The organism is Ruania rhizosphaerae (assembly GCF_009805705.1).
Classification (GTDB): Bacteria; Actinomycetota; Actinomycetes; order Actinomycetales; family Beutenbergiaceae; genus Ruania; species Ruania rhizosphaerae.
Map to the genome: position 1 here is coordinate 229,738 of NZ_VSMB01000001.1, position 24,286 is coordinate 254,023.

Annotated in this window: 17 protein-coding genes; 8 read left to right on the plus strand and 9 right to left on the minus strand. The window is 69.4% G+C overall.

The genetic code is table 11. The features are described 5' to 3' along the window. The 5 genes from FV560_RS00965 (at position 1) to FV560_RS00985 (ending at position 8,837) form a co-directional block, all read left to right on the plus strand. Positions 1-3,033, plus strand: coding sequence for a glycoside hydrolase family 2 TIM barrel-domain containing protein (locus FV560_RS00965; protein ID WP_159618381.1), 3,033 nt, complete (start codon positions 1-3; stop codon positions 3,031-3,033). A 212-nt stretch (positions 3,034-3,245) separates the two neighbouring features. Further along, positions 3,246-4,604 carry an ABC transporter substrate-binding protein gene (locus FV560_RS00970; protein ID WP_159618383.1) on the plus strand — a complete coding sequence of 453 codons (1,359 nt, stop codon included), beginning with the start codon at positions 3,246-3,248 and terminating at the stop codon, positions 4,602-4,604. 61 nt (positions 4,605-4,665) lie between these two features. Next, positions 4,666-5,547: a carbohydrate ABC transporter permease gene (locus FV560_RS00975; protein WP_159618385.1), complete on the plus strand. Its 882-nt coding sequence runs from the start codon at positions 4,666-4,668 to the stop codon at positions 5,545-5,547. Position 5,548: 1 nt separating this feature from the next. Then, positions 5,549-6,454 (plus strand): carbohydrate ABC transporter permease, encoded by a 906-nt coding sequence (locus tag FV560_RS00980; protein WP_159618387.1) that lies wholly within the window; start codon positions 5,549-5,551, stop codon positions 6,452-6,454. 253 nt (positions 6,455-6,707) lie between these two features. Further along, complete coding sequence (locus FV560_RS00985; protein ID WP_159618389.1) at positions 6,708-8,837, plus strand: hypothetical protein; 2,130 nt, start codon at positions 6,708-6,710, stop codon at positions 8,835-8,837. Positions 8,838-8,986: 149 nt separating this feature from the next. On the opposite strand, the gene FV560_RS00990 is transcribed toward FV560_RS00985, so the two are convergent. Both FV560_RS00990 and FV560_RS20635 read right to left on the minus strand, forming a co-directional pair. Continuing rightward, complete coding sequence (locus FV560_RS00990; RefSeq protein WP_159618391.1) at positions 8,987-9,589, minus strand: DJ-1/PfpI family protein; 603 nt, start codon at positions 9,587-9,589, stop codon at positions 8,987-8,989. Positions 9,590-9,622: 33 nt separating this feature from the next. After that, positions 9,623-10,132 carry a nucleotidyl transferase AbiEii/AbiGii toxin family protein gene (locus FV560_RS20635; protein WP_420853342.1) on the minus strand — a complete coding sequence of 170 codons (510 nt, stop codon included), beginning with the start codon at positions 10,130-10,132 and terminating at the stop codon, positions 9,623-9,625. Between the two features lie 472 nt (positions 10,133-10,604). Between FV560_RS20635 and FV560_RS01000 the strand changes: the two genes are divergently transcribed. Continuing rightward, on the plus strand, positions 10,605-12,038 hold the full coding sequence (locus FV560_RS01000) for an amidase (protein WP_200837466.1): 1,434 nt from the start codon (positions 10,605-10,607) through the stop codon (positions 12,036-12,038). A 72-nt stretch (positions 12,039-12,110) separates the two neighbouring features. Here FV560_RS01000 and FV560_RS01005 read toward each other — a convergent pair whose 3' ends face one another. Next, the gene (locus FV560_RS01005; protein ID WP_159618397.1) at positions 12,111-13,493 is read right to left on the minus strand and encodes a M14 family zinc carboxypeptidase; all 1,383 of its coding nucleotides are present in this window, start codon (positions 13,491-13,493) and stop codon (positions 12,111-12,113) included. Between the two features lie 218 nt (positions 13,494-13,711). On the opposite strand from FV560_RS01005, the gene FV560_RS01010 reads away from it, so the two are divergent. Beyond that, entirely contained in the window at positions 13,712-15,415 is a 1,704-nt protein-coding gene (locus tag FV560_RS01010; protein WP_159618399.1) for a PucR family transcriptional regulator, read from the plus strand. Between the two features lie 34 nt (positions 15,416-15,449). On the opposite strand, the gene FV560_RS01015 is transcribed toward FV560_RS01010, so the two are convergent. Genes FV560_RS01015 through FV560_RS01030 form a run of 4 tightly spaced genes read right to left on the minus strand, consistent with a single transcriptional unit; the run spans position 15,450 to position 20,587 of the window. Then, positions 15,450-17,174, minus strand: coding sequence for a dipeptide ABC transporter ATP-binding protein (locus FV560_RS01015; protein WP_159618401.1), 1,725 nt, complete (start codon positions 17,172-17,174; stop codon positions 15,450-15,452). Beyond that, complete coding sequence (locus FV560_RS01020) at positions 17,171-18,067, minus strand: ABC transporter permease (protein ID WP_159618403.1); 897 nt, start codon at positions 18,065-18,067, stop codon at positions 17,171-17,173. The genes FV560_RS01015 and FV560_RS01020 overlap by 4 nt, the downstream gene beginning before the upstream one ends. Then, the gene (locus tag FV560_RS01025; protein ID WP_159618405.1) at positions 18,051-18,989 is read right to left on the minus strand and encodes an ABC transporter permease; all 939 of its coding nucleotides are present in this window, start codon (positions 18,987-18,989) and stop codon (positions 18,051-18,053) included. Before FV560_RS01025 ends, FV560_RS01020 begins: the two co-directional genes overlap by 17 nt. Next, on the minus strand, positions 18,989-20,587 hold the full coding sequence (locus FV560_RS01030; protein ID WP_159618407.1) for a peptide ABC transporter substrate-binding protein: 1,599 nt from the start codon (positions 20,585-20,587) through the stop codon (positions 18,989-18,991). The genes FV560_RS01025 and FV560_RS01030 overlap by 1 nt, the downstream gene beginning before the upstream one ends. Positions 20,588-20,732: 145 nt before the next feature. On the opposite strand from FV560_RS01030, the gene FV560_RS01035 reads away from it, so the two are divergent. Continuing rightward, the gene (locus FV560_RS01035; protein ID WP_159618409.1) at positions 20,733-22,046 is read left to right on the plus strand and encodes a M17 family metallopeptidase; all 1,314 of its coding nucleotides are present in this window, start codon (positions 20,733-20,735) and stop codon (positions 22,044-22,046) included. 46 nt (positions 22,047-22,092) lie between these two features. On the opposite strand, the gene FV560_RS01040 is transcribed toward FV560_RS01035, so the two are convergent. Continuing rightward, a complete protein-coding gene (locus FV560_RS01040; RefSeq protein WP_159619305.1) occupies positions 22,093-23,523 on the minus strand; it encodes an amidohydrolase in 1,431 nt (476 codons plus the stop codon). Beyond that, complete coding sequence (locus FV560_RS01045) at positions 23,523-24,155, minus strand: FMN-binding negative transcriptional regulator (RefSeq protein WP_159618411.1); 633 nt, start codon at positions 24,153-24,155, stop codon at positions 23,523-23,525. The genes FV560_RS01040 and FV560_RS01045 overlap by 1 nt, the downstream gene beginning before the upstream one ends. Positions 24,156-24,286 lie beyond the last annotated feature (131 nt).

The window sequence follows — 24,286 nt, forward strand, 5'->3', positions numbered from 1 at the left end:
ATGAGTACCGCCCGCTACTGGGAGTCCTATGCCCCGGGTGAGGGACGCCGTCGGCCTCGTGCCGAGGCACGCACGGATGCCCGCACCCTCACCTTGAACGGCACCTGGCGGTTCCGGCTGTGCCCGACGGCGGAGGGCACCGGGGCAGGTTTCCTCGCCGAGGACTTCGACGACAGCGGGTGGGACGAGATCCGCGTGCCCTCGCACTGGGTGCTCCAGGACGTCACGCCGCTGGCCGGTGGCGAGCCACGGTCGCTGCGAGGGACGGCCGAGGGACCGCTGTACACGAACACCGCGTTCCCGATCCCGATCGACCCGCCCCGGGTTCCGACCGAGAACCCGACCGGCGACTACCGGCTCGTCTTCGACGCCCCGGCGGACTGGGGCGCCTCGATCCTGCGGCTGCGCGGGGCTGACTCCTGCGCGAAGGTATGGCTGAACGGGGTCGAGATCGGTTGGTCCACCGGGAGCCGCCTGCCGGTGGAGTACGACGCCCCGGTGCGCCCCGGCCGGAACGTGCTGTGCGTCCGGGTGCACCGCTGGTCGGCGGGCACCTACCTGGAGGACCAGGACATGTGGTGGCTGCCCGGGATCTTCCGGGACGTGGACGTGATCGAGCGCCCGGCCGCCGCGATCGAGGACCACTTCGTTCACGCTGATTACGACCACACCACCGGTATCGGCACGCTCCGGGTGGACGCCGAGGTGACCGACGGGTCACCCGCCCGGGTGCAGGTGCCCGAGCTCGGGATCGACGTCCCGGCCGGGGAGACTGTCACCGCCGCGGTCACGCCGTGGAGCGCGGACCGCCCACGCCTGTACCGCGGCACCCTCGCGACGGCGGAGGAGACCATCGAGCTGGCGATCGGTTTCCGCCGGGTCGAGATCGCCGACGGCGTCCTGCTCGCCAACGGTGCACCGTTGCGTTTTCACGGCGTGAACCGGCACGAGCATGACCCGGCCACCGGCCGCACCCAGGACCGGGCCACGATGATCCGCGACATCGAGATCATGAAGCGCGCCAACATCGACGCCGTCCGCACCAGCCACTATCCCCCGCACCCGGACTTCCTGAGCCTGTGCGACGAGTACGGGCTGTGGGTGGTCGAGGAATGCGACCTGGAGACCCACGGGTTCATCTACGCCGGCTGGGAGAACAACCCGCCCGACGACCCCGCCTGGTTCGGCGCCCTGCAGGACCGCATCGAGCGGATGGTCGAACCGGACAAGAACCACCCGAGCGTGGTGATCTGGTCGATGGCGAACGAGAGCTGGACCGGCGCCGGATTCGACCTGCTCGAGCAGTGGATCCGCGAGCGCGACCCCTCGCGCCCGGTGCTCTACGAACGCGATCCCTCCTATCGCAACTCCGACTTCTACTCCTGCATGTACCCCGAGCTGGACGCCCTGGAGGCGATCGGACGGCGCGAGGAGCCGCGACCCGACAACGTCACCGACGCCGAGGACGCCCGCCGCCGCACCCTGCCGTTCCTGCTGGTGGAGTACGCGCACGCGATGGGCAACGGCCCCGGCTCGCTGCAGGACTACCAGCACATCCTGGAGAGCTCGGACCGCTTCTGCGGCGGCTTCGTCTGGGAGTGGATCGACCACGGCTTCGATGCCCGCACCGCCGACGGCACACCGTTCACCCTGCACGGTGGCGCGGTCGATTTCCGGCCCACCGGCGGCCGGTTCTGCCTGGACGGGCTCGTCTTCGCCGACCGCACCCCCAGCCCCGGCCTGACCCAACTGGCCAAGGCCTACGAGCCGGTACGGATCGCGATCGGGGACGCGATCACGGTGTCGAACCGGCGCCATGCCACCGACACCGCGGACCTGCAGTGGCGCTGGGAGCTGCTCGTGGACGGCCGGCAGATCGCCGAGGGCGGGCTCGAGGTCCCCGCGGTCCCCGCCGGAGGCACCGTCGAGGTGGCCCTCCCTGGGGCCATGCCCGAACTGCCCGGCGACGGCGAACCTCACCTGAGCGTCGAGGCCCGCCTCGCGTACAACACCGCCTGGGCCGTGGCGGGCCACGTGGTCTCGTGGGGCCAGCACCAGCTGCGCTCCGGTGGATCGCGCGTTCAGACAGCACCCGCGGGCACAGGCTCAGGCGCTGGAAACACGGTGGCGCCCGAGGCAGCCCGGACGACCGGCGCCCGAGGCGAGGGAGACATCCGGGCGCACGGGACGCCGTCGGGAATCGTGCTCGGACCGGCCACCTTCGAGGGCGAGACCGGACGCCTGGTGCGCCTGGGAGACCTCGAGCTGGAGGGGCCGTGGCTGGATGTGCACCGCGCCCCCACCGAGAACGACCGGGGCCAGGGAGGCCGCAACGACCTCTCGGCGGCGTGGTCCGCCGTCGGGATCGATCGGATGCTGCACCGTACGCTGGACGTGCAGGCGGACGGCGATCGGGTGCGCGTGAACGGACGGGTCGCCGCAGCCACGCATCCGCACGCGTTGGAGTACCAGCTCGACTGGTCCCTGCACGCCGGCCTGCTGTGGCTGGACGCGCAGGTCGACTTCGCCGGGCCGTGGGACTCGACGCCCCTCAAGGGGCTGGAGATCGTGATTCCGCGGTTGGGGTTGTTGTTCAGGCTGCCGGGTGGCTACGGGCGCGCCGCGTGGTTCGGGCGCGGCCCGGGTGACAGCTACGCGGACTCCTTCGCGGGAACCCGGGTGGGCCGGTGGCAGGCGGCGATCGACGATCTGCAGGTCCACTATCCGGTGCCGCAGGAGAACGGCAACCACGTGCACACGCGCGAGTTGACGGTCTCGGGACCCGGGGTGCCAGACCTGCGCGCGGTGGGCGATCCACTGTTCGACTTCACCACCCGCCGCTGGACGTCGAAAGATCTACAGCAGGCGCGCTTCCCGCACGAGCTGCGCGATTCCGGGCACGTCTGGCTGAACCTGGACTATGGGCAACTCGGCCTGGGATCGGCCTCCGTGGGGCCGGCACTTCCGGAGCGGTATCGAGTGGCACGCACCGCGACCTCGTTCCGGATGGGGCTCGGGGTGGACTCCGCCTGACCGATGCCTAGGCGGCTGATCCCAGGCGTCCATGCCCGCAATCAACCACATTGCAGGGTGACGATCGCGATGGGCGCATCGATTCCCCACTGTCCGGGGCACCACTGTGCATAATCATGCAGGCTTGATTCTGTAGTTACCCTCAGTTAGGCTCACTGCGAGCCACACAGCGGGCCGCGCCTCGGTGCGCGACCCTCGTCAAGGAGGACGTCATGAACATTCGTCACCGGCGGCGCACCGTCGTCACTGCGAGCGCACTGCTCGCCACATCACTGACCCTCGCCGCCTGTTCCGGCGGAGAGGACACCGATTCCGGATCAGGTTCGGACACCGGCTCGGACTCCGATGCAGGGTCGAGCATCGGCACCGACCCGGACAGCTTCGAGGTGATGAGCTCGAACGAGAACCCCACCCTGCGCGACCAACTCGACGCCCTCGCGGCGAACCAGTGCTCGGCCGAGAACGAGGCGCTCCCGCTGGAGCACCGCACCATCGCCCAGGCCGACACGGTGCAGCAGATCACATTGCTCGCCAGCCAGGGTGCGCTCCCCTCGCACTTCATCGCCGGCACCGATCAGGTCCGGCCCACGGGCGATCTCGGTGGTAGCGAGCTGGTGCTCGACTACCAGGAGGCCTTCACCGAGTCCGGCGCCTGGGAGAACGTGCTCCCCGCCGCCGCCTCGACGATCGAGTCGGTCTACGGCCAGATGGTCTCGATGCCGTACCAGTACAACCTCGAAGGCTTCTGGTACAACAAGGAGATCCTCGCCGAGCTCGGCCTCGAGGAGCCGCAGAGCTACGACGAGCTCGTCGACGCTGCGGACGCCGCCGCCGAGGCCGGCTACATCCCGATCGCCCAGGCCGGAGCTGACGGCTGGCCGCTGACCCGGCTGATGGGTCTGTACATCTTCCGCAACGTCGGCCCCGACGCCATGGCTGCCGTGCGCGACGGTGAGGCGAGCCTGACCGATCCGGAGTACGTGGCCGGTGCCCAGGCACTGCAGGATCTCGCTCTGGGCGGCGCACTCGGGGAGGGCTTCATCTCCCGCACCGGCGACCAGGCCACGGCCGCCCTGCTGAGCGGACAGGCGCTGATGAAGTACGACGGCACCTGGCTGCTGAGCGCCGTCAATGACCCGGAGCGCAACGAGGTCGGCGAAGAGAACATCGGCTTCATGCCGTTCCCGGACGTCTCCGGGGGCGCCGGCAGCGCCGACCAGTACCCCGCGAACGCCGGTGCTGCGATGGCGATCAACCCCGAGACCTACGGCCCTCTGACAGCCGACTGGTTCGCCTGCATCGCTGAGAACTACGGCCAGCAGGCCCTCAGCGACGCCGGTGTGCTCTCGGGCTTCGCCGTGAACGGTGACGTCGGGGACATCCCGGCCGCTACCGCCGACATCCAGGAGCGGATGTCCTCCATCGACGAGACCGTGCTGTGGTTCGAGGCGCTGCTCGACTCCGAGAGCAACTCCCTCGCTTCGACGAACGCGTCGCTGCTGGTCAACGGCGACATGAGCGCCGAGGAGTACATGACGCAGCTGCAGGACAGCATCGACTCCAACCGCTGACGCGAGCTCGCCGGCCCTACCCCGGGTGGGGCCGGCGACGTCTGCACGAAAGGATCACGCGATGTCGCGCGTCTTCGGGGACAAGAAGACCATCCTCATCCTTCTGCTCCCCACTCTCTCGATCTACGTCCTGCTGAAGGTCATCCCGGTCGCCTGGTCGCTCGGACTGTCCTTCTTCCAGGGCAACACCCTGCGAGGGTTCGAGTTCGTCGGGCTGGACAACTTCCGGGAGTTCGCCGGCGACTCCGCGGCCCTGAACTCGGTATGGGTGAGCGTCAGCTTCGCCGTCATCGTGACCGTCGCGCAGGTAACTTTCGGCTACCTGCTCGCTCTGCTGTACGTCTTCGTGCTGCGCAAGGGATCGGCGTTCGTGCGCACCGCCGTCTTCTTCCCGATGGTGCTGCCCACCGTGGCGGTGGCGCTGCTGTTCAAGAGCCTGATCGCCGTCGGAGAGAACCAGGGCCCGGTCAACGACGCCATCAACGCCTTCGGCGGCGAGAGCATCGAGTTCCTCGCCTCCACCGCCGGCACGATGACCATCGCGGTGATCATGACCCTGTGGAGCTCGATGGGCTTCTACGCGGTGCTGCTCTACACGGGCCTGCTGGACATCCCCGAGGAAGTGGTGGAGTCGGCACGGATGGACGGCGCCACCGGTCCTCGCCTCGTGGGGTACATCATCATCCCGCTCTCGCTGCCGATCCTGCTCTCGTCGATCATCTTCAGCCTGAACGCCACGCTCAAGGTGTTCGACAGCCTGCTCGCCCTGAACAACGGCGGGCCCGGCACCACCACCGCACCTCTCACCCTGTACATGTACCGGACCGCCTTCGAGTACGCCGAGTACGGCTACGGCAGCACGATCGCCCTCGCACTGACGCTGCTGTGCCTGGTGTTCACGCTGGTGGTCTTCCGGCCCTCGAGCAAGCGCGTGGAGGACTGACATGACCACCGCACCGAGCACTGCGCCCGTTCAGCTCCCCACTCCGCGTCCGCAAGCCCGGCCGGCTCGGCGTGCGGCACGCCGTATCGTGCGCCGCCTTCCTGTCTGGCTCCTGGTCACAGTGCTGCTGGTGGTGATGCTCTACCCGCAGTTCTGGATGATCATGGGCTCGTTCAAGACCCAGACGGAGTTCTTTGCGAACCCCACCTGGGCGCTGCCGGAGCAGTTCAACCTCGACAACTACATCGACGCATTCACGCGTGGCAACGTCGGGATCAACTACCGCAACTCCATGCTGGTCACACTGCCCTCGGTGGCACTGATCGTGCTCGCCGGTCTCGCGGCCGGGTACGCCCTGGAGATCATGATCTGGAAGGGCCGCCGGCAGGTCCTGCTGTTCGTGATGGGCGGGATCATGGTGCCCGGGCAGATGATCCTGGTGCCGCTGTTCACCGTGTACTTCAAGATCGGCATCACCGACAGCCTGCTGCCGATGATCCTCACCTATACGGCGATGGGGATCCCGCTGACGACGTTCCTGATGGCGGCCTATTTCCGGGCCATACCCAGGGAGATCTTCGAAGCCGCCACGGTGGACGGCTGCGGGCCGCTGCGCTCGTTCTTCGTGATCGCGATGCCGTTGATGAAGAACTCGATGCTGACGATCGCGCTGATCCAGTTCTTCAGCGTGTTCAACGATCTGCTCATCGCGCTGACGTTCACCACGCGCCCGGAACTGGCCACCATCCAGGTGGGGCTGCTCAGCCTGTCGGACCAGTACGGGTCGACTCAGTACGGTGCGTTGTTCGCGGCCATCAGTATCAACATCATCGTGCTGCTGATCGTGTTCGTCTTCCTGAACAAGAAGATCATGGCGGGCCTCGCGGCCGGTTCGGTGAAGGGCTGACGCCCCACGAGGCGTCCGGGCGGCGGCGCCCGATCGAGGTCTGGGCTCGGTCGGGCGCCGGACTCACTGCATCGCCGCCACAATGCGGCCCTCACCTCCATGGCGCAGGACACCGAGTTGGCGACCAGTTGCTGCACGTCTACTGCGCTGTGCGCCGGCTGGCTGAGCCGGTCACGGTTGGTGATCGGACGATCGGTGAGCGGACCGCATCTGAACACCGGGGAATTGGCCTGGCGTGGTCGGAGGTGACCCCATGACCACGGGACCCTCTGCGCGGAGGCGAGGTACGCCGTCGGGAAGCATCGATCGCGAGGCGGTGGTGCGCCGGCATAACGTGCGCTACGCGGCCCCGTGCCCGGAGGCCCCGCTCTCGGTGGGCAACGGCGAGTTCGCGGTGACGGTGGACCACACCGGGCTGCAGACCTTCGGCGAGCGCTACGAGCGGGGTGCCGCCCGTGCTCGCGGGGAGGCTGCGACGCCGCTGGGGATGCAGGCGCAGTGGGGGTTCCACTGGTCGCCGAACCCGCGCGGGTACACCCTGGCCGACACGATGGAGAGCTTCGAGAGCCCCCGCGGGCCGGTGGAGTATCCGACGGCGTACGACTTCCGCGAGTCGCGCGAGGAGTCCGAGGCCGCCGGGCGTGGGGCCGGGTACTACTACTGGACGAATCCGCAGCGCCTGCATCTGGCGCAGGTGGGGCTGCTGCTGGACGGGCGGGTGCCGCTGTGGGAGCAGGTCGAGGGCGTGGGCCAGGAGCTGGACCTGTGGACCGGGGTGGTCATCAGCCGGTTCCTGATCGAGGGGCACGCGGTGCAGGTCCGGACGGCGGTCGATCCGGAGCGGGACTGCCTCGCCTTCGAGATGGAGTCGGCTGCGGAGGTGGCGGAGCGTCTCGCGGTACGGGTCGCCTTCCCGTACGTGGAGGAGAGCTTCGAGGCACCGCCGGTGTGGGACCAGCCGGAGGCGCACAGGACCGACTATCGGGCCGACGGCGGAGCCCACCTGTGGGAGCGCACCGTGGACGAGGCGCGCTATCAGGTGCGGGCGATGGGCACGTTCTCGGTGAGCGGGAACGGGCACGCGTGGGTGCTGCAGTCGACGGAGCCGGTGCTGCGCTGTGCGGTGGAGTTCGCTCCGGAGCTGCCCGCCGACCCGATCTCCGCCCCCGGCGAGGTTCTGGCGGGTTCGGCGCGCGGGTGGGAGGACTTCTGGCGCCGCGGTGCGGCCGTGGACCTGGGGGCCAGTACCGCCGAGGGGGCGCATGAGCTGGAGCGCCGGATCGTGCTCTCGCAGTACCAGACGCGGGTGCACTGTTCGGGGTCAACCCCGCCGCAGGAGACGGGTCTGGTGTGCAACAGCTGGGGCGGCACGTTCCACCTGGAGATGCACTGGTGGCACGCGGCGCACTTCCCGGCGTGGGGGCGCCCGGAGCTGCTCGAGCGGAGTCTGGCTTGGTATGCGTCCATCTTGCCGGTGGCACGGGCGGGGGCGACCGCGCAGGGGTTCAGGGGTGCGCGCTGGCCCAAGCATGTGGGGCCGGAGGGGATCGAGAGTCCGAACGAGATCGGGCCGCTGCTGATCTGGCAGCAGCCGCACGTGATCAGCTACGCCGAGTTGTTGCGCACCGGTTCTGCGGACGAGGCGGCGGTGCGGGAGCAGTACCGGGTGCTGGTGGACGAGACGGCGGAGTTCCTGGCGTCGTTCGCGCTGGCGGAAGAAGGTGGCGCGTCCAGTGCTTGCCACCTGCCGCCGCCGCTGATGCCCGCACAGGAGGTCTACGGCGCTGTGGATACGTGGGATCCGCTGTTCGAGGTGGCCTATGTGCGGTGGGCGCTACTGACGGCGCTGGCGTGGCGGCGGGCGGACGGCCGGGAGGAGCCGGAGCTGTGGAGGCAGGTGGCTGACGGGCTGCGGCCGGTGGTCAGCGAGGACGGTCACTACGACGCCGTGCAACGCCCGCCGCGGACGGCTTATACCGATCACCCGGCGATGCTCGGCGCCCTCGGGGTGGTGCCGGACACTGGCGCGATCGACCACGAGGCGATGCTGCGCACCCTGGAGCGGGCCTGCGAGAAGTGGAACTGGCGCAGCGCCTGGGGCTGGGACTTCCCGATGATCGCGATGTGCGCCACCCGGCTGGGGCGGGCGGACATTGCGCTGGCGGCCTTGCTGCGCGCCGAGGACAAGAACACGCATCTGCCGAACGGGCACAACCGGCAGGTTCCGCACCGGATGCCGCTATACCTGCCGGGCAATGGCGGCCTGCTGATGGCTACGGCCCTCCTGTTCGGAGGGTGGGTGGAGCCCGACGGCGTTCATCGCCGGGTGGAGCTGCCGGAAGGGTGGTCAGTGGTCGCCGAGGGGTTCCCGCCGCGGCCATAACCCCGTGGCGACATCTCGCGCACCGAATCCCCTTCCGGCCGCGGAACCACCCTCCGGGTGTCCGCAGGAGGATTCCGCGGCGGACAGGGGATTCGACAGGTCAGGAATCGAGTGTCTGACCTTGACCGCATGCGGCCGGTCGCCGGTTCCTAGATCGGAGGCGCGGGGTCGTACTGGATCCCTCGCCGGACTTCTCGCGCCCGGTCGCCGCCGGCCAGCCTGCTCACCAGATGGAGCGCCATGTCGATCCCGGCGGAGATTCCTGCTGACGTGATGATGTCGCCATGGTCGACGAACCGTTCCTCGGGCCGGACATCGATTGTCGGGTCCAACTGGGCGAGCGTGTCCAGTGAGGCCCAGTGCGTCGTGGCAGGGCGGCCGGTGAGCAGGCCGGCCGCGGCATAGACGAGTGAGCCGGTACACACACTCGTCATCAACGGCACCTGCTCGCGCTGGCGGCGCACCCATTCCAGTTGGGTGTCATCGTGAAGTTGGGGCCGGGTTCCCATCCCGCCCGGATAGACCAGAACGTCCAGGGGTGGAGCATCGGCATAGGAGTGGTGTGCCTGCACGGTGAGGCCCTTCGCGCAGTGCACCAACCCACCAGAGCGGGAGAGGCACGAGACCGTGTAGCCGTCCTCGGGGAAGCTGCGCGCCCAGAAGGCCAGGACTTCCCAGGGCCCGATCGCATCGAGTTCCTCGACGTCCGGGAAGAGGAGGATTCCAATGTGCTTCTGTCCGTTGGTCACCATGTCACTCTAGGTCGGCACGTTGATACGCACCCCTCACATCGTCACGGATGCCAAGTCAGTGTGGAGCTGGACCATGTGCGGCCGATCGATTCCCCGGTCATGGCGGGATGGAGCAGTATGCAAGCGAGCTGCTTCGCGAGGGGGGAAAGTGCTGTAGTCAGCGCACAGTACGGTTCGCCTGGCTTCACGTGGATAGGTGCGCGCCCAACCCGCAGGCGCGACGAATGCCTCACGATAGGGCAGCTCGCGGTGGCGGCGTTCGGACTCGATCGCGGCGTGGAGCGCAGTTCCGTCAATCTGGTGCGTCTGCGCAATCACGACGAGGTCTACCAGGTCGCGGACCCGCCCGGACGGGTGGCCACCATAGGTCGACTCCGTCGCAGCTACCTTGTCGGCGATGTGATCGACGACGGGATGGGCCGTGACGGCCACGGGGGTAGGTGGGGAATGAGATCGACACCTTCGGAGATCACTGGCTCCGGGTCGGTGGTCATCTCGGCACCGACCACCACACCACCTAACCAGACCGAGGGGCCGATCCATGCATGCCCAGTGCGCTCTCGGCCCCTCGGCCCGCAACGGGGTAAGGCCCGCGTCGATCGCGGACCAGAATGATGGTCCTTGCGGGTAGAGGTCGAGCAGTGTGTTCGCGGCGTGGGCGTCAGCCACCTCCTGTGCGGAGGGGCCGCGGGTCTTTGCCACGCAGTGGGAGCTCGCGGCGATCTCATCCCCGTGCTCGGCCAGCGCGGTAGCAGATCGGCGCGACGCCGAACCGATGCCGGTAGGCGTCGATGTAGTCGATGATGACGCGAGGAGGCGGTCTTGAGGATCTCGTTCACCCGTTTCAACTCAACATTCTCCTTGCGGAGCTTGAGCAGCTCTGCGTTCTCCGTAGTGCTCACCCAGGGCTGCTCGTCGCACCTCATGCCCTTTTGTCCGCTCGCACAACGGAATGCTCCGCAATGCGTACCTGCGGCCAGGGCCCCGGGCTGCTCCGAAAGACAGTATGTGGACCATGACCATCCGGCCGGTGAACCTATTTGACGACCAGCGCGGACTCACCGCCGACTCGAGCGCCTGCGACCAGGCGATCGCCGTCCGTGCCGGGGAGATCTCGGCGCGTGAGCTCCTCGAGCTCCACCTCGACCGCATCGCGGAGCGCAATCCCGAGCTCAACGCCATCGTCTCGCTCGACGCGGAGCGGGCACGGGCCGCGGCCGCGGCCGCCGACCAAGCGCTGGCCTCGGGCGAGGAACCGGGTCCTCTTCACGGCCTGCCCTTCGCGGTGAAGGACACCCACGCGCTGAAGGGCTGGCGCAGGACCTACGGCTCGCCGATCTTCGCCGACTCCGTCGCCGACTACGACGATCTCCTCGTGGAGCGGATCCGCGCTGCCGGCGCGGTCTTCATCGGCAAGACCAACGTGCCGGAGTTCGCGGCCGGTTCGCACACCTTCAACACCGTCTTCGGCGTCACTCGGAACCCGGTCGACCCGAGGCGCTCGGCGGGAGGATCCAGCGGGGGTGCGGCGAGCGCGCTCGCCTCCGGAATGGTGCCGTTGGCGGACGGATCGGACATGGGGGGGTCGCTACGCAACCCGGCGTCGTTCTGCGGGGTGGTGGGCATGCGACCCTCGCTCGGGCGGGTGCCTGAGTGGCCCGTCGCCAACCACTGGGAGAGTATGTCGGTCAGCGGGCCCATGGCACGCAACGTCGGCGACGTCGCCCTCCTTCTCTCGGTGATCGCCGGCCCCGACCCCCGGGCTCCGTTCGCGCTCGCCGAGGCGGGGGCGTCCTTTGCACCGCCACTGACCCCGACTCCGCTGGCCGACCTGCGCGTGGCGGTGAGCGTCGACATGGGTGGGTCATTGGACGTCGATCCCCACGTTGCGCACGTCGTTCGCACCACGGCTGGGCTGCTGTCCGACCACGGTGCCGGCGTCGCCGAGGCACACCCGGACCTCTCCTTGGCGGAGGACACCTTCCGCACGCTGCGCGCCTGGCAGTTCCACACGTCCTTCGGCGAACTACTGGCGGCGCACCCGACATCGTTCAAGGCTTCGCTCGAGTCCAACGTCCGAGCGGGGGAGGCCCTCACGGGCGCGGACGTGGCGCGGGGCTACCTCCAGCGCACTGCGCTGTCGGAGACGACACGACGCTTCTTCGAGGACTACGACGTGCTGCTGCTGCCGACGTCGCAGGTGCCGCCTTTCCCTGTCGAGCAGGAGTATCCCCCGTCGATCGAGGGTCGGTCGGTGGGCGACTACCTCGCGTGGATGGCTTCCACCTACTTCGTCACCGTCACCGGCTGCCCGGCGATCTCGATCCCGGCCGGCACAACGCCCGAGGGGCTTCCGGTGGGAGTGCAACTCGTCGCCCCCCACGGCGCCGATCGGCGGCTCCTCGAGATCGCGGCGGTGCTCGAGGCGGCTTTGGGGGGCTCGCGCTGAAGAGACGGGGCTACCGGGCACGATCTCCGCGACGGGGGGACCGCTGGACACGGCGACGTCGCCGCCCTCTCCTTACAGCGTGCCCGCCAACTGGGCGGCGGCCGCGACGATAGCGGCGTACTGCACGGTGACGAGGTTGCGGATCGGGATGGCGTCGTGCTGGATCGCGGCGGCGTCTTCGGCGAGCCAGGCGTCATACGTCGTCGCGAGGGAGGCCGCGTGCCGACGGAGGGGCTCGCGCACGTTGCCGAGCGCCACCTCGCCCTCGAGGGCGCGCAGCAACATGCCGCCGTAGCGCAATCGCCACGCATGGAGGTTGTGGGCGATCGAGGCAGCCTCTGCAACCGTGGCCTCGCGGTCAGACTTCGGCTGCTGCGACCGCTCGAGCGCCATCGAGCCGTACTTCACCGTCGCGCGGCCGAAGGCGCAGCCGGCCTTCCACAGCGGCGAGGTCGGCGCGACCAGCAGTTCTTCGACCTCGTCGATCGCCGCGGTGAAGAGTTGGCCTGCGTCGGAGAGTCCCCGGGCGTAGGCGGCAAGCGCATCGGCGTAGCGGACACCGGAGGGCGAGCTGTCCGCGGCCGACGGATCCGACCAGTACGGAAGCTCAGAGAGGATGGTCAACGTGCCGTGGCGTGCGGCGTACATCGACGTGCTGCCGCCGTGCGGGGGCCACTTCCTACCGCTCGCCCGCAGTCGGGCGTAGAACGCTTCGGCGTCGCCCGCGGCGAAGATCGCGTCGTCGAAGGTGACCATGTGTGCGGCCTCAGGTTCACCGCGGTCGAGTGGGATCCCGACGGACTCCGGCACGGCCTGGAGCACCGCGTGCAACGGCGGCTCGGGTCGGCTGAGGTAGTAGTAGGCGCCACCGAGCTCGCTGTTGTGCAGCGAGGCGAGCAGCGCCGGCTCGTGGTGGTCGATCAGCCGCATCAGGGCCTGGGTCTCGGCGATCGCGTCGTCGTAGTAGACGTCGCCCACTGACACCGGAAACGTCCACTCCACCTGCTCGACGCCGGCAGGGCGGTAGAAGTTGCGGGCGTAGGTGGTGCGGTCGAACGGGCCGGCCAGCCATCCCTCGTTGAGCCGCAGACCGTCTGGATCGACACAGGCGACGACGTGCCAGCGGTGCCCGAGCCGGCCACGCAGATCGGCGTCGGCGCACACCCGGGCGGCGAGGTGGAGTGCCGTCAGCCCGCCGATCGGCTCGTTCGGGTGCGGCAGGCCGACGACGAGGGCGTCGGGGGTGGCTTCGTCATGTGCGGTGTCGGCGATCGTCAGGCACCACAGCGCCTCGCCCTGACGGGACGTGCCTACCCGGCGCAGGGTGGCCAGGTCTGGATGGGCGGCTGCGATTACCCCCAGCGCGTCGACCAGTGCGTCGACTCCGAGGAAGGCGTCGTAGGACGGAACGGTGGCGAGCTCGTCGGACAACCAGGCGGGGATCGCGTCGGTCATGACTCCCATGGTCCCCGACCGCCGCGCTCGCAGCCTTGTCCGCTCGAACAGGGAGGAGTGAGATGCGTGATCTGCCCGCACAATATTCGCCGCGCCCGGATGGCCGCAGCCCGGTAGCTTGCCGAACCGCGCCCACTGGCGGAGAATTCGCTCACTACGCCCCTGCCGGAGATCGCCGGCATCGAGGTGGTCGCGACGCCGATGGAGGGAGAATACAGGTGGCATCGCAGCGAGCAGCGGACGCAGGCGCAGGGGGAGCGAACACGGCCGAGCCAGCGGTGACCTTCCCGACCGGCCGCTACCCCCAGTTGCCCGATGACCCGGGCCAGACGCTCTCGGTCGTGCTCGCCCAACTCGGTCCCCAGGTCGTCACGGTGCTGCATGACAGCGGCACGGACGGACTCGTCGGCGAGGTCATGATCGGCGGGCCCGGTGAGCCGGTCCCGTCCGGTGACGGCGTCGTACTGCTCCTGCCGGGCGTCGACCATCCCACGGAGCGCACCAACCAATTGCTTCGCGCGGCCGCTGCCTCGGGATGCACCGCGGTGGTGGTGAAGGGAGACCCGAGTCGCCTCGACGAGCTCGCGACGGTAGCCGTCGAGGCCGGCCTGACGTTGCTCGGCGTACCGGCCGACATGGCCTGGCGACACCTCGAGTCGCTGTTCGAGGCCGGCCGCAGTGCCGCCGGGCAGGGAGCAGACGCCTCCTACGACCACGTCGGCGCGGGGGACGTCTTCTCGTTGGCCAACGCGATCGCCTCGGCGGTCGGCGGAGCCGTCACCATCGAGGACACCGAGCGCCATGTCATCGCCTATTCCAACATCCCGGGTCAAGAGATCGACAATGTCCGTCGCGACGGCATCCTCGGGCGGGTCGGCCCGGAAGGTCAGCGCACGACGGCGACCTATCGCGCAGTAACCGACAGCGAGACCGCCCTGGTGATCCCGTCGCCGCTACCTGACGTGGCCGAGCGGCTCGCCGTCGCTGTGCGGGTCGGCACCCAAGTCATCGGCACAATCTGGGCCATCTCCGACCGACCGCCGCTCCAGCCGGGTGCCGCGCAGTTCATGGTCGCTGCCGCCCGCACTGCCGCCATCCACCTCATGCGCGCCCGCGCCCAAGTAGACCCGGACCGGCTGGCCCGCTCAGAACTGCTGCGCTCCTTGCTCGACGGATCCGGGCCCACCAGGGGCGTCCGGGCCCAGCTCGGCCTCCGCCGGGGCGCCCCCGCCTGTGTGTTCGCCGTTTGCGCTGGCAACGACCTCGCCGAGCGCCGGCTCCACGCGGCTCGGATGGTCGATCTCGTGGACCTCTATGTCGGCGCCTGGCACCCGTCGGCCGTCTCGGTCGTCGAGTCCGGAACGGTCTACGCGCTGCTGCCACTGCAGTCGACGCAGTCCCGCGAGCGACTGATGGGCCTTGCCGCCGACATCGCTCGCGCCGTCGAGCGCTCGGCCGGCGTCGAGCCACTCGTCGCGGTCGGTCCCGCCGCCCATGCGATGCGCGACGTCCAAGGCGCCCGCACGATGGCAGACCGGATGCTGCAGGTGCTCGAGCACGTCCACCCAGACACTCTCGGGCGCGAGGGTCTCCGCCTCGCCTCGGCTGAGGAGATGCGGGCAAGCCTCGTCCTTCAGGCACTGAGCGAGCAAGCGCTGGTCACCGACCAACTACGCCTCGACCCCGTCACCGCGATCATGGACCACGACGCCGAGCAGGGCACCGACTACGCCGCCACCCTGCTCGCGTGGTTCAGCAGCTTCGGAGACGCGGCCAGAGTCGCCGACGAGTTGGTCGTCCACGTGAACACCGTGCGCTACCGCATCCGCCGCGCCCAAGAGATGTTCGGCCTCGACTTCCGAGACCCCGACCAACTGCTCTGCACCTGGCTGCAGTTGCGGCTCCTCGTCGGGCGCGACTGAGCCCCCGGGCAGCGCTCTACCTCGACTGCCGACCTCAGGGCCGGAGCACTGCGGCCAACAGCTGGCTGGTGTAGGGGTGGCGCGGGTCGTCCTCGATCTGCGCCACCGGGCCCTCCTCGACCACACGCCCGCCGTTCATCACCAGCACACGATGCGACATGTGGCCGACGACGCCGAGGTCGTGGGAGATGAAGACATAGGCCAGGTCGAGCTCGCGCTGGAGCCGCATCAGCAAGTTGACCACCTGCGCCTGCACCGAGACATCGAGCGCGGAGACCGGTTCGTCGAGGACCAGTAGCCGGGGCTCGAGAGCGAGCGCGCGGGCCACCTCGACGCGCTGGCGCTGCCCCCCGGAGAACTGGTGTGGCAAGCGGTTCGCGTGATCGGGGTCGAGACCCACGAGATCGAGCAGTTCGAGGACCCGGGCCCGACGTGAAGCGGTGTCACCGACGCCGTGCACGACCAGCGGCTCAGCGATCGCGGCGCCGGCGCTCAGGCGCGGGTCGAGCGACGACGACGGATCCTGGTGCACGAGTTGCACGTCGCGCAGCACCTCCAGCCGTTCACCCCGAGTCAGTGCGGACAAGTCACGGCCGAGAACCTCGACCCGACCGCGGGTGGGTGCCAAGCCACCGGTCAGCATCCGCGCGAGGGTGGACTTGCCACACCCGGACTCACCGACGACGCCGAGCGTCTCACCGGCATGGACGGTCAGGTCGACCTCGTGCACGGCGGTCGTTCTCCCCGCCCGTCCCGGGCGCCACCAGTCGCCACCGCTGGCGAGGGAGAAATCCCTGCCTACGCCCTGTGCCCGGACTACGACGTCGTTCCCAGGGCGGGAGAGTACCTCGACGTCCGACTCCGGCTCGATGACCTCGACCACCTCGCCACGCCCGACTCCGGCGGCGACGACCGGCAACTCACGGCCACGGTTGTCCGCGCTCGGCACCGACTCGAGAAGGGCGCGGGTGTAGGCGTGCTCGGGTGCGTGAAGCACCTGGTCGCGGGTGCCGCGCTCAAGCACATGGCCGTCGTACATCACGAGCACCTCGTCGGCGATCGTCGCGACCACACCCATATCGTGGGTGATGAACATCAAGGCCAGCCCGCGCTCGTCGCGCAGGTCGAGCATCAGTTGAAGGATCTGGGACTGCACGGTGACGTCCAGTGCGGTGGTCGGCTCGTCGGCGATGAGCACCTCGGGGTCGATAGCCAGGGCGCCGGCGATCATCACCCGCTGCCGCATCCCTCCCGAGAATTGGTGGGGGAAGCGATCGACCGCCCGTCGGGGATCCGCGATGCCGACCCTGTCCAGCAGGTCGATGGCCAGCTCACGACCTGCCTTGCGTGACATGCCGCGGTGGGCGCGGGCGCCCTCGGCGATCTGATAGCCGACGGGCAACACCGGGTTGAGCGCCGATTGTGCGTCCTGGAAGACCATGCCGACGACGGGGCCCCGGACGCGGCGTTGCTCCTTCGGTCGCATGGCCAGCAGGTCGACGCCGTGCACCTCGACGGTGCCGCTGGTGACGCTACCCCCGGGCGGCAGCACGCCCATGATCGCGCGCGCGGTGGCGCTCTTGCCCGAGCCGGACTCACCGAGCACGGCGAGGGTACGGCCCGGGTGGAGGTCGAGGTCCATCTTCTTCACCGCGGTCGAGCGGCCGCTGCGGGTCGCGAACTCGATGCTGAGGTCGCGCACGCGGACGACGGGGGTCGCGAGGTCGGTGGTCGCAGTGGTGGCCTGCACCGATGTCATCGCACGCTCCGTTGGTGGCTTGGGTCGAGGCGGCGCCTGATCGCTTCGCCGAAGACGACGAAGGACAGCACCGTCACGGACAGGAACAGGGCAGGCGCGAGCAGCAGATGCAGGTGCTGGCGGAAGCCCGCCTGCGCGGAGTTGAGCTGGACCCCCCAGGAGATGGCCGGCTGCTGCAGGCCGATGCCGAGGAAGGTCAGCGCCGACTCGGCGGTGATCATGGTCCCGACCGCAAGGCTGGCGAGCACGAGTACCGGCGCGATCGCGTTGGGCACGACATGTCGCCACATCACCCGCCACGACGAGGCACCGTAACCACGGGCGGCATCGGCGTAGTCGCGATCGACCACTGCCAGCGCAGAACCGCGCATCACCCTCGTCATGCCGGGCCAGCCGAACAGTATGAGCACAGCCGAGACGGTGAAGGCGTTGCGCTGCCCGATCGTGGTGAGGACGACGACCATGCCGACAAGTGCCGGGAAGCCGAGCACGATGTCCAGGGACCGGCTGACGAGCATGTCGACCCAGCGCCTGAAGTACGCCGCCAGCGTGCCGAGCACGATCGCGATGATGAGCACCCCGAGGGTGACCAGGATGCCGATCAGCACCGAGGAGCGGGTGCCCCACACGACATTGGCCCACAGGTCGCACCCCTGCACGTCGAAGCCGAAGGGGTGACCCGGTCGCGGGTCGGCCCGGCTGTTCGCGAGGTCGCACACGCGCGGGTCGCCGTTGCCGAAGATGCCGGCGAACGGGCCGGGGGCGATCGCCACGACCAGGATGAGCGCAACCGGCAGCGCGGGCAGCACCAGCCACCACGGCGTCCGCCGTCCCGGCCGCGGCGGTCCGGCGGACGATGCCGTGACCGCTGCCGGCTCAGCCCCGGCGGTCAAGGCTCACCCTCGGGTCGAGCACGCCGTACATCAGGTCGACGAGCAGGTTGACTCCCAAGAACACCAGCACCACCAGGCTTCCTATTCCGACGACCACCGGGCCGTTTTGCTGACCGATCGCGGTGAAGATCGCGTACCCGAGGCCGGGCACATTGAAGATCCCCTCGACCAGGACGGCCCCGCCTAGCAGGCCACCGAGGCTGAGTCCGAGCATCGACACCACCGGGATGAGGGAGGTGCGCAGGACGTGCCGGACGGCGATCCGCATCGGGGAGAGCCCCTTCGCCACCGCTGCGTGCACGTAGTCGGCGTATCGGTTCTCCAGGATGCTGGCGCGGGTCAGCCGGGCCAGCTCAGGGACGCCGAAGATGGCCAGGGACGCAGCCGGCAGCACGTACGAGAGCGGCCAGCCGTCGCGGGTCCCCGACGTCGGGAACCAGCCGAACTCGAGCCCGAACACGATCTGCCCGACGTAGGCGACGACGAAGAACGGAATACCGATCAGCACCGTCGTCGCGGCCAGGACCGCTCCGTCGACGACCCCGCCGGGGCGCAGGCCCGCGATGGCGCCGAGGCCGATGCCGAAGACGGCCATGAGCACCCACGCGGTGAGGGCGAGGAGGACGGTCGTAGGCCAGGCGCGGGCGATCACGTAGGACACCTCGACCCCGCGGAAGTCCACGCCGAAGTCGCCGACGAAGAGGCCGGTGAGGTAGTTGACGTACTGGACGAGCAGCGGGTCGTCGAGGCCGTAACGCTCAGTGAGCTCCCGGCGCACGGCCGGCGAGATCGTCTGATCCTCGCCGGCCAGCGCCGTGATCGGGTCGCCGGGCAATGCGTAGACGGCGACGAAGATCAGGAACGTCGTACCCAGCAGCACCGGCACGGAGGCCAGCAACCGGCGGACGATGTAGCCGAGCATCAGCCACGCTCGATGGCCGCAATGTTGACCCCGCCGAGAAGTTCGGCCTGGATGTTGGTCAGGCCCTCGGAGTGCACGATACCGGCGGACGGGTAGAAGATCGGGGTGATCGGTGCCTCCGCGAGGCCGATCTCCGCCGCGTCAGCGGCCTGCTGCGCCGCCTGCTCCAGGTCTGCCGCGGCCTTGGCGCCGGAGAGTGCCTCGTCGAAGGCAGGGTCGGAGAACTTCGTCATGTTGAGGCCACCGGTGGTCGCCATCAGCGCGTTGGCCTGGGCGTAGACGTGAGGGTAGGCGGCGCCCGAGTAGAGGAGGAACGGGCCGTCCGACTCCTCCGCCCGCAGGTTGTCGTAGACCTGGCCGATCGGGGCGGTGCTCATCGTCGCGTCGATGCCGAGGTTGTCGCTCAGCTGGTTGGCGATGGCCTGCAGCACCATCTCGTTGACCGGGTCGGCGTAGGTCTGCAGCTCGAGTGGGCCGTCCCATCCGCCCGCCGACTCGAGCAGGTCGGCCGCACCCTCCGGATCGTAGACACAGGTCGGGCAGTCCACCTGGTCGGCGCCGGCGAGCACGTCGGGGGACAGGCCCGTGGCGGCGGTGCCATGACCCTCGAGCAACTGGTCGACGATGGCGTCGCGGTCGATTGCGGTGGCGATCGCGGTGCGCACGTCGACATCGGCGAAGCGGTCGTCCCACGTCGGGAAGCCGAGGTAGATCAGCGCGGGGAGAGTCACCTCGACGACCTCGCCCGATGAGTTCTCCTCGGCCGCGGTCAGGTCGTTGGCCTCGATCAGCGCGACGTCGACCTGGCCACTCTGGAAGTCGGTGTAGGTGCTGCTCGGGTCCTGGTAGATCCGGAGCTGGATCTGCTCGAGGCCCGCAGCGTCGCCACTGTAGTCCTCGAAGCGGGTGAGCGTGACGTCCTGCGCGCCGAGCTCCCACCCTTCCTCGACCATGAAGGGACCGTTGCCGATGGGAGCCCTGGCGAACTCCGCCGGGTCCGCGGCGGTCTCCTCGGTGATCGGGGAGAAAGCCGTCGAGGAGAGCCGGTAGGGCAGCAACTGATTGGGCTCGGTGAGCGTGACCTCGAGCGTCAGGTCGTCGACCACCTCGACGCCGGAGAGTTCCGTCGCGGTCGGCTCCCCCTCCACGGGGTTGAGCTCGTCGTAGCCCTCGAAGATCACCATCTGGCCGTTGTTGTCCATGGCGTTGGCCGGGTCTGCCGCGAGGTTCCACGAGTCCGCGAAGGACTGTGCGGTCACAGGTGAGCCGTCGTGGAAGGTCCACCCCTCCTCGAGCGTGATGGTCCAGTGGACCTGGTCCTCGCTCTCGATCGACTCGGCGACGGCATTCTCTACATCGCCGCTGGACGCGTCGTACTTCGTCAGGGGTGTGAAGAGGGCGTAGTCGACGTTGCTGCCTTGGCTCATTCCGGGAGTCATGTCGGTCATGGCACCCTCCGTGGTCGCGACGACGACGGGCTCGATGTCGCTGGAGCTGTCCTCGGCGGAACCGCCGCAGCTGCTGAGGGTGAGGGCTGTGGCCGCCACGGTGGCGATCAATACGGCCGAGCGGGGGCGGGATGCGAGTGAACGTGGCATTGCGGAATCCTTCCGGACGCGACTGAGAGACTCAACCCTGGCCCTCTGCGCCGGGTGGCTACACTGGGCCTGGCGCCAATATCGACGGGCGGACGTTGTCGTCGGCGACAGAGCCGGTCCGCGGCCGGCCGGGCATATTGACGTCATGCCTGACAACTCTCCCGCCCTCGTCGTCCGCTGGGCAGATGCAGTCCCCGGAGCCGCCGATATCGGCGCTCGCAAGCCCTATGACGTGACGGTCCTCGTCGCGGGAGGGGAGACCGTCGTGGCGGTGGTCCCACCGGAGGATCGCTCCCGCGCCACCCTTCGTCGCGCTGCCGCGGTCGGGGTCCGCCGGGCGCGCGACTTAGCGACGTCGGTCGAAGCCGCTGTGGTCACGGTGGACCTCGGCGAGGACGACGGCGTCGCGGAGGGCGCCGAGCTGGGGTGGTACGTCTACGCTCCGGTCTCCGGCACGCCCGTGAAGGCGCCCGTGCTGGTCGCGCCCCGTTCACCCGTCGCCGAGGCCGTCACGCAGGCGCGCGACTGGGTCTCGGCGCCGCCCAACCTGCAGCACCCGGAAGCGCTCGCCGACGAGTTCGAGGAGTACGCCGTCGCGCACGGGCTGACCTGCGTCGTCCTGCACGAGGAGGAGCTCGAAAAGGAGGGCTACGGGGGCATCCTCGCCGTCGGTCTGGGGTCGAACCGTCCGCCACGGCTGGCCCGCCTCTCCTATGACGGCGGCACCGGCCCGCACCTGGTCCTGGTCGGCAAGGGCATCACGTTCGACTCCGGTGGCCTCGACATCAAGCCCGCAGTCGGGATGGTGACCATGCGCCACGACATGGCCGGTGCGGCCTCGGTGGTGGCCGCCACCGCCGCGATCGCCGAACTGGGGCTGCCACTGCGTGTGACGGCCTATGCACCTCTCGCGGAAAACATGCCCTCCGGCAGCGCCTTCCGTCCCTCCGACGTGGTGACCGTCTACGGCGGAACAACCGTCGAGAGCGGCAACACCGACGCCGAGGGCCGGATGGTGCTGGCCGACGCGCTCGTCCGCGCCGCCGAGGACGAGCCCGACCTGATCGTCGATGTCGCGACGCTGACCGGTGCCGTGATCACCGCCCTCGGTCGGCGCACCATGGGCCTCTTCGCCCGATCCGATGAGGATGCCGACCGCATGCTCGCGGCCGCCGCGGCCGCGGGCGAACGCATGTGGCGGCTGCCGATCGGGGAGGAGAACGTCGAGGGTCTCGATTCACTGGTCGCCGACCTGCGCTCCGTCAGCGCGGACCACCCGGCAGGAGCGTCCTTCGCAGCAGCCTTCCTGGCCCACTTCGTCGCCGAGGACACGGCCTGGGCCCATCTCGACATCGCGGGCGTCGCCTGGAACCGTAGCCAGGCCTTCGGACACGTCTCGACCATGGGCACCGGCGTGGGCGTCGCGACGCTGGTCGAGGTCGCCCGGGGGCTGTGCTGACGACGGACCTCCGCGCAGGGCGCCGAGCGTGGTGAGGACGGTCGTGTCAGGGGGTGTGCTTGCCGCCGACCAGGGTAAGGAGTACCTCCGTGTCCCGGACGGTGTCCGGGTCCGACAAGTCACCGGCGACCACGGTGAGGTCGGCGAGGTCGCCAGTGGCGAATGCGGCGCGACCGCCGCATGCGGCGACAATGGCGACGTCGAGCGGTAGCGCCTGCTCCGGGTGCCACGGGAGCCGGTCGTCGTCGGTCCGGCTGACAGCGTCGGCGATCGCATGCCAAGGGTCGGGGGTGCTCACCGGCGCGTCGGACCCGAAGGCGAGTGTCGCGCCGGCATCGTGCAGTGCCCGGTAGGCGAACGCGCGGTCCGTACGGCCCGCCCAGTGGCGGTCCGCGACGTCCCGGTCCGCGACGGCGTGCTGCGGCTGGACCGAGGCGATGAGTCCCGGACGTGCGAAGCGTGCGAAGTCCTCGGGTGCAACGAGCTGCGCGTGCTCCACGCGGCCGGCGCAGCCGACCTCTTCGAACGCATCGAGCACCATCGCGTTGGCCCGGTCGCCGATGGCGTGGACCGCGGGGGTGAGGCCGGCGGCCCAGGCCTTGCCCATGAGGCCGGTGAGCGCGGCGGGGTCCGTGAGCGGCAAGCCGTGCAGGGCGGGACCAGTGCCCCCGGCGTATGGCGCGAAGCACCATGCGGTGCGGGTGTTGAGCGACCCGTCGGCGATGATCTTGAACGGCCCGACGTGAACTCGTGCGCCGGTGCCAGGCAGCAGGTCGCCGGTAGTGGCGCGGTCGGCGATGGCGTCCTCGAGCCACTCCGGCCACACGGCGGCGTGCACACGCAGGGGCGGGATGGCCCGCTGTTGCCACGCGGTGAGGTTGTCGGCGTACTCGAAGTCGATGAGTGCAGTCACCCCGCGCGCGGCCATGCGCGTGACCACCTCAGCGACCCATCGGTCGACCTCAGTCGGGGGCACCGAGCGCTGCAGTCGTGCCATCGCATCCATCGCCTCACCCTCGAGGAGCAGCCCGGTCTCGTGGTCGAGTCCCCAGCGCTCAAGAGCGGCGCTGCTGGCCCACACCGTGTGCAGGTCGAGGCTGATCACCGCCACCGGTACGCCGGGCAGCCGGTCGTCCAGCATGGACTTGTGCGGGGGGAGGTCCCACAGGGCGTCCACGAAGCCGTGCCCGACGAGAAACCCGCCCACGGCCGGGACGTGGCCGTGCAGCCGGTCGATCACGGCCGAGGCGGTGGCGCTCCCCGATACGTCGATCCGCCGGGAGTGGTGGGCGAGTTGCTCGACGTGGACGTGCCCGTCGACAAGGCCGGGCAGCACCGTGGCGTCGCTGAGCACGACAACGTCGGCGCCGTCGGGGTCGAGTGAGCCAGCCGGCCCGATCGCCGCGATCTGACCGTCTCGCACGAGGACGTCGCTCGGAGCGCCGCCGAGCCCTGCGCGGCCACCGCGCAGCAGCATCACGAGGGGAGCCCGCCCCGGCGCATGGCGTCGGCGAGCTCGGCGTTCGCGAACGGCTCCGCCGGATCTTCCAGGGCAGCGAGCACGCCGGCGACGTCGGCCGCCGGCTTCTCCTGGCTCAGCTTGGCCTTAGCGACCACTGTGGTGGGCCGCAGTCGGAAGCCGACGACGGCTGGTGCGAGTCGGTGGACGTAGGAGTCCACGCCGCCGAGGTCGAAAGGCCGCGGTCGCCGGGACTCGAAATGGTCCTGGGTCAGCCGCAACACGTCGACGGTCCCGTCAGCATCCAGCCGCTCGCCGATGCCGTGCAGATGCGCGACGACGTAGTTCCAGGTCGAGACGTAGGGACTGCCCGAGTACCACTCCGCGCTCACGTAGCCGTGCGGCCCCTGGACCACGAGCACGGTTTGGGCATCGCCGAGTTGGTGTTCGTGTGCATCGGCGAGCGGCAGATGGCTGAGCACCACCGGATCCGCGTCGGGGTCGGCCGAAGGGTCGGGCACGACAGGGAGGTGAGTGACGACCGGGCCGTCTGCGGTCGCGCTGACCATGGTCACCCACGGGTGCTGGGCGACGAGCCGGGTCAGGTCACGGTTGTTGCCGGGCCACGCGTAGTGAGGCTGCTGGAGCATGCAGATCACGCTGTCAGCGTGGCGCCTCCGAAGCCTTGTCGTCACGTCCGGATTGTGGAACTCCCCCTTGTCGCGGAGCACACTGGTCGGATGGACCCCGGCAGTCCGCACAGCTTGTCGGGTTGTCGCGG

Bases quoted from the DNA above. Each gene is read 5' to 3' on its own strand.
- FV560_RS01035 (WP_159618409.1), top strand. From the start codon at position 20,733: ATGCCTGACAACTCTCCCGCCCTCGTCGTCCGCTGGGCAGATGCAGTC.
- FV560_RS00985 (WP_159618389.1), top strand. From the start codon at position 6,708: ATGACCACGGGACCCTCTGCGCGGAGGCGAGGTACGCCGTCGGGAAGC.
- FV560_RS01030 (WP_159618407.1), bottom strand. From the start codon at position 20,587: ATGCCACGTTCACTCGCATCCCGCCCCCGCTCGGCCGTATTGATCGCC.
- FV560_RS00980 (WP_159618387.1), top strand. From the start codon at position 5,549: ATGACCACCGCACCGAGCACTGCGCCCGTTCAGCTCCCCACTCCGCGT.
- FV560_RS00965 (WP_159618381.1), top strand. From the start codon at position 1: ATGAGTACCGCCCGCTACTGGGAGTCCTATGCCCCGGGTGAGGGACGC.
- FV560_RS01045 (WP_159618411.1), bottom strand. From the start codon at position 24,155: ATGCTCCAGCAGCCTCACTACGCGTGGCCCGGCAACAACCGTGACCTG.
- FV560_RS01040 (WP_159619305.1), bottom strand. From the start codon at position 23,523: ATGCTGCTGCGCGGTGGCCGCGCAGGGCTCGGCGGCGCTCCGAGCGAC.
- FV560_RS01015 (WP_159618401.1), bottom strand. From the start codon at position 17,174: ATGACATCGGTGCAGGCCACCACTGCGACCACCGACCTCGCGACCCCC.
- FV560_RS00970 (WP_159618383.1), top strand. From the start codon at position 3,246: ATGAACATTCGTCACCGGCGGCGCACCGTCGTCACTGCGAGCGCACTG.
- FV560_RS20635 (WP_420853342.1), bottom strand. From the start codon at position 10,132: ATGGATCGGCCCCTCGGTCTGGTTAGGTGGTGTGGTGGTCGGTGCCGA.
- FV560_RS00975 (WP_159618385.1), top strand. From the start codon at position 4,666: ATGTCGCGCGTCTTCGGGGACAAGAAGACCATCCTCATCCTTCTGCTC.
- FV560_RS01025 (WP_159618405.1), bottom strand. From the start codon at position 18,989: ATGCTCGGCTACATCGTCCGCCGGTTGCTGGCCTCCGTGCCGGTGCTG.
- FV560_RS00990 (WP_159618391.1), bottom strand. From the start codon at position 9,589: ATGGTGACCAACGGACAGAAGCACATTGGAATCCTCCTCTTCCCGGAC.
- FV560_RS01005 (WP_159618397.1), bottom strand. From the start codon at position 13,493: ATGACCGACGCGATCCCCGCCTGGTTGTCCGACGAGCTCGCCACCGTT.
- FV560_RS01000 (WP_200837466.1), top strand. From the start codon at position 10,605: ATGACCATCCGGCCGGTGAACCTATTTGACGACCAGCGCGGACTCACC.